Source organism: Methylophaga sp. UBA5088 (assembly GCF_002414625.1).
GTDB classification, from domain to species: domain Bacteria; phylum Pseudomonadota; class Gammaproteobacteria; order Nitrosococcales; family Methylophagaceae; genus Methylophaga; species Methylophaga marina.
On the sequence record NZ_DIAC01000101.1, the window covers coordinates 4,397 to 7,881 of the forward strand.

Annotated in this window: 6 protein-coding genes; 1 reads left to right on the forward strand and 5 read right to left on the reverse strand. The window is 41.1% G+C overall.

Translation table 11 applies throughout. From position 1 onward, the window contains the following. The 4 genes from B4K20_RS12655 to B4K20_RS12670 form a co-directional block, all read right to left on the reverse strand. On the reverse strand, positions 1 to 278 hold a 278-nt coding region (locus tag B4K20_RS12655; protein WP_414683386.1), incomplete at its 3' end, for a flavodoxin family protein. Beyond that, a complete protein-coding gene (arsC, locus tag B4K20_RS12660; RefSeq protein ID WP_289243904.1) occupies positions 275 to 634 on the reverse strand; it encodes an arsenate reductase (glutaredoxin) in 360 nt (119 codons plus the stop codon). The genes B4K20_RS12655 and arsC, both read right to left, overlap by 4 nt. Next, complete coding sequence (gene lapB / locus B4K20_RS12665) at positions 631 to 1,812, reverse strand: lipopolysaccharide assembly protein LapB (RefSeq protein WP_289243903.1); 1,182 nt, start codon at positions 1,810 to 1,812, stop codon at positions 631 to 633. Before lapB ends, arsC begins: the two co-directional genes overlap by 4 nt. 3 nt (positions 1,813 to 1,815) lie before the next feature. Beyond that, on the reverse strand, positions 1,816 to 2,109 hold the full coding sequence (locus tag B4K20_RS12670) for a LapA family protein (RefSeq protein ID WP_289243902.1): 294 nt from the start codon (positions 2,107 to 2,109) through the stop codon (positions 1,816 to 1,818). 165 nt (positions 2,110 to 2,274) lie between these two features. Between B4K20_RS12670 and fdxA the strand changes: the two genes are divergently transcribed. Then, positions 2,275 to 2,598, forward strand: coding sequence for a ferredoxin FdxA (fdxA, locus tag B4K20_RS12675; RefSeq protein ID WP_007145800.1), 324 nt, complete (start codon positions 2,275 to 2,277; stop codon positions 2,596 to 2,598). 48 nt (positions 2,599 to 2,646) lie between these two features. On the opposite strand, the gene rpoH is transcribed toward fdxA, so the two are convergent. Continuing rightward, on the reverse strand, positions 2,647 to 3,480 hold the full coding sequence (rpoH, locus tag B4K20_RS12680) for an RNA polymerase sigma factor RpoH (RefSeq protein ID WP_289283160.1): 834 nt from the start codon (positions 3,478 to 3,480) through the stop codon (positions 2,647 to 2,649). Positions 3,481 to 3,485: the final 5 nt, after the last annotated feature.

The following is a 3,485-nucleotide window of genomic DNA, read 5'->3' on the forward strand; positions in this document are numbered from 1 at the left end:
GAATCAATAAAATATTTAAGCGGTGCCGCCATATTACCAAATCGTGTTGGGCTTCCCATTATCAGTCCTGCACAATTCTTCAGATCAGCATGGCTAACATATAGATGGCCTTCTGCTGGAATAGTATCTTCTGTGGCTTCACAGACTGTAGATACAGGAGGGACAGTCCTGATGAGCGCTTCGCATCCCGAAACGGATTCAACGCCTCGTGAAATTTGTTCAGCCATCGCTTTAACATGGCCACTACGACTGTAGTAAAGAATCAGTATTTTGATCATTGTGATGAGATTATTTCTAAGACAGATTCTGGTGGTCGACCTATTCGTGCTTGGCTACCCTGTATAACAATCGGTCTTTCAATCAGTTTAGGGTGAGTGACCATGGCTTGTATGATGTCTTCATCTGTCAGAGATGGATTTTTCAAATCAAGCACCTTGTATTCCTCTTCACCCTTGCGAAGTAAATCTCTGGGACTAATGCCCAGTTTTTCAATGATAACTTTTAATTCTTCAAAGCTGGGTGGTGTGTCCAGATATTTTATGACATCTGGATGAATTCCTTTTTCTTCTAGTAAGTTCAGTGTTTGTCTGGATTTACTGCAACGTGGGTTATGCAGAATAGTAATCGCTGTCATCGTGATGGTTCCAATAATTTTTCCAATGAAGATAAATGAATTTCAATAGGGCGCATCGTTGACCAACTGGAACAGCCCGGACATAACCAGTGCATCGTTCGACCAGAAAAACCACAGTTCTTGCATGTATAACGATCGCCTTTATGAATTAAGGTAGTTGTGACTTCTTTAATAAGTGGGATTAGCGCTTGATGGTTCTCTTCACCCAGCGTAATGAGCTGATGTAAACCTTCCACAGAGGGGTGTTGGTGCAGTTGGGCATGCAAGAACGCCTGGGCTGCTTCCGTGCTCTGTGTTTGTTCGATAAGTCTCGTTATCATTAAGCGTGCAGAAGTGAGGTGAGGATATCTATTGAGTAATGATTCTAACCAGTCTTTGAAGTCATCCAGATTATTCGTGTTCTCAAAACAGTCATAAAGCAAAGGCAGCGCTTCTGGTAAAAAATAGTGATTTTGTTTTTCAACATGTTGAAGTGCACGAATCGCTTTACGGTATTGCCCGTTTTTGATGTATATCCGACCTTCTAGCAGGCTCGCTCTGACACAGTTTGCATCGTAATGGTGAGCACTTCGTAATAAATTCAGTGTTTGATGCTGATCTTTATTGATGACAGATTCGGCAAGTTCACAATAAAACTGTGCAATCAGCGCCCGGGTATTGGTCTTATCATTACCTTCGATATGTTTTGCCATATCAATGGCTTGCTGCCATTTCTTTTCTTGCTGATAGATCCGTAGCAATTGTTTGGGCGCTTCAGGTGGTGTCCCTGGTTGTTGTAATAATTCTAAAAATAGCAGTTCAGCGCGGTCTAAAACGCCTGCACTCATATAATCCAGGCCTAATTCGACAAGAGCTTGGCGCCGTTGTTGGGCACTGAGTGAAGGCCTGGCAATTAAATTCTGATGGATTCTGATGGCACGATCACTTTCACCACGTCTACGGAATAAGTTAGCCAGAGCCAAATGGGTTTCGACTGTTTCACTGTTAACTTCTAGCAAGCCAATAAAGACATCAATGGCTTTATCAGGCTGTTCATTCAGTAAATAATTAAGGCCTTTAAAATAATCAGGGCTAAAAGAAGAGTCTTGCTGGCGGTAGCGACGTTTATAGTGACGTCTGGCCATCATCCATCCGGAGAGAGCTGCTACGGGTAATAAGAAAAATAACCAGCCAAACATGAATTAATGGGCGTCTTTAATCGGCAGTATTCTTAAGCTGTTAATTTCTTGCTCAGAAACTGACAACTTTGATTGTAAGCGATGATTTTCATAGCGCAATTTCATCGTGCTGAACAATAAAATCACTGCACCGATGGCTACCCCCAACAACATAGATAGCGCTACTATCACAGATAGGGGCATGGTTAACTCACCAAAGTAATAATTTACCGTCACATCGCTCATGTTAAATGCGGCAAAAGCGGCGCTTGCTAAGAAAATCAGCCCAAAAATCAGAAGTAATATTATTTTTCGCATTCTGCGGTGTTCCTTCAAATTACTGATGTTTTTTCATGAATTTTATTCAATCGGGATCATACCCTAAAATTGAACCTTGCCCAGAATTAGGCGAAATCATGTAGAATTACATTTTATTTTTGACAGGTCGGTCCTGTATCAACTCGTGATTTTGGAGAATTCACCATGACCTTTGTTGTCACAGAAAACTGTATTAAATGTAAATATACTGATTGTGTTGATGTCTGCCCAGTAGATTGTTTTCACGAAGGTCCTAACTTTTTAGTCATTGATCCTGATGAGTGTATCGATTGCACGCTGTGTGAACCAGAGTGTCCAGCAGAAGCTATTTTTTCAGAGGATGATTTGCCAGATGAGCAAATGGAATTTTTGCAAATCAACGAGGAGCTCTCTCGTGTATGGCCTGTAATTTCTGAAAAGAAAGATGCACTTCCAGATGCAGAAGAGTGGGATGGTAAATCTAACAAAACGCCTTTACTGGAAAGATAAGTACATTCAGTCCAAGATAAAAAAAAAGCCCGCAAAAGCGGGCTTTTTTTACACCATTAAGTGTTTGAGTTTCTTCATAGCGTTGTTTTCAATCTGTCTTATACGTTCTGCAGATACCTGATATTGATCAGCTAATGTATGAAGCGTTGCTTTGTTATCTTCGCTTAACCAGCGCTGCATAATAATATCTCTGCTACGATCATCTAAGGTCGCTAATGCATTGGATAATTTTTGTTGTTGATAATCAGCATAATTATCATCTTCCAACTGATTAGAAGGATCCGAATCATCGTTAGCGGCTAAATAAGCAATCGGCGAATAATGGTTTTCTTCGTCATCCGTATCATTTGGTAAGTCAAAAGAGGTATCAGGCTGTGCCAGTCTACGCTCCATTTCCATCACATTATCGGCTGTGACACCTAAGTCTTCAGCAACAGCTTCAACTTCTTCTTTGTTTAACCAACCAAGACGTTGCTTTGCACTGCGAAGATTGAAAAACAACTTACGTTGTGCTTTTGTCGTAGCAATTTTCACAATGCGCCAGTTACGAATCACGTATTCATGAATTTCGGCACGAATCCAATGAACAGCAAAAGAAACTAAACGCACACCTTTTTCAGGGTTGAACCGTTTTACTGCCTTCATCAAACCAATGTTACCTTCTTGAATCAGGTCAGCAACGGGCAGTCCATAACCGCTATATCCTTTGGCAATACGAACAACAAAACGTAGATGCGATAAAACAAGTCTTTGCGCTGCTTTGAGATCACCTTCGTTTTGCAGGCGATAGGCGAGGTCGTATTCTTCTTCCTCAGTTAATACAGGAATGGTGTGCACAAGACTGGTGTAAGCATCCAAATTACCAATAGGAGCTAAAGCCATGTCAT

Excerpts from the sequence above, each read along its gene's own strand:
- rpoH (WP_289283160.1), bottom strand. The coding sequence starts at position 3,480 with ATGGCTTTAGCTCCTATTGGTAATTTGGATGCTTACACCAGTCTTGTG.
- lapB (WP_289243903.1), bottom strand. The coding sequence starts at position 1,812 with ATGTTTGGCTGGTTATTTTTCTTATTACCCGTAGCAGCTCTCTCCGGA.
- B4K20_RS12670 (WP_289243902.1), bottom strand. The coding sequence starts at position 2,109 with ATGCGAAAAATAATATTACTTCTGATTTTTGGGCTGATTTTCTTAGCA.
- fdxA (WP_007145800.1), top strand. The coding sequence starts at position 2,275 with ATGACCTTTGTTGTCACAGAAAACTGTATTAAATGTAAATATACTGAT.
- arsC (WP_289243904.1), bottom strand. The coding sequence starts at position 634 with ATGACAGCGATTACTATTCTGCATAACCCACGTTGCAGTAAATCCAGA.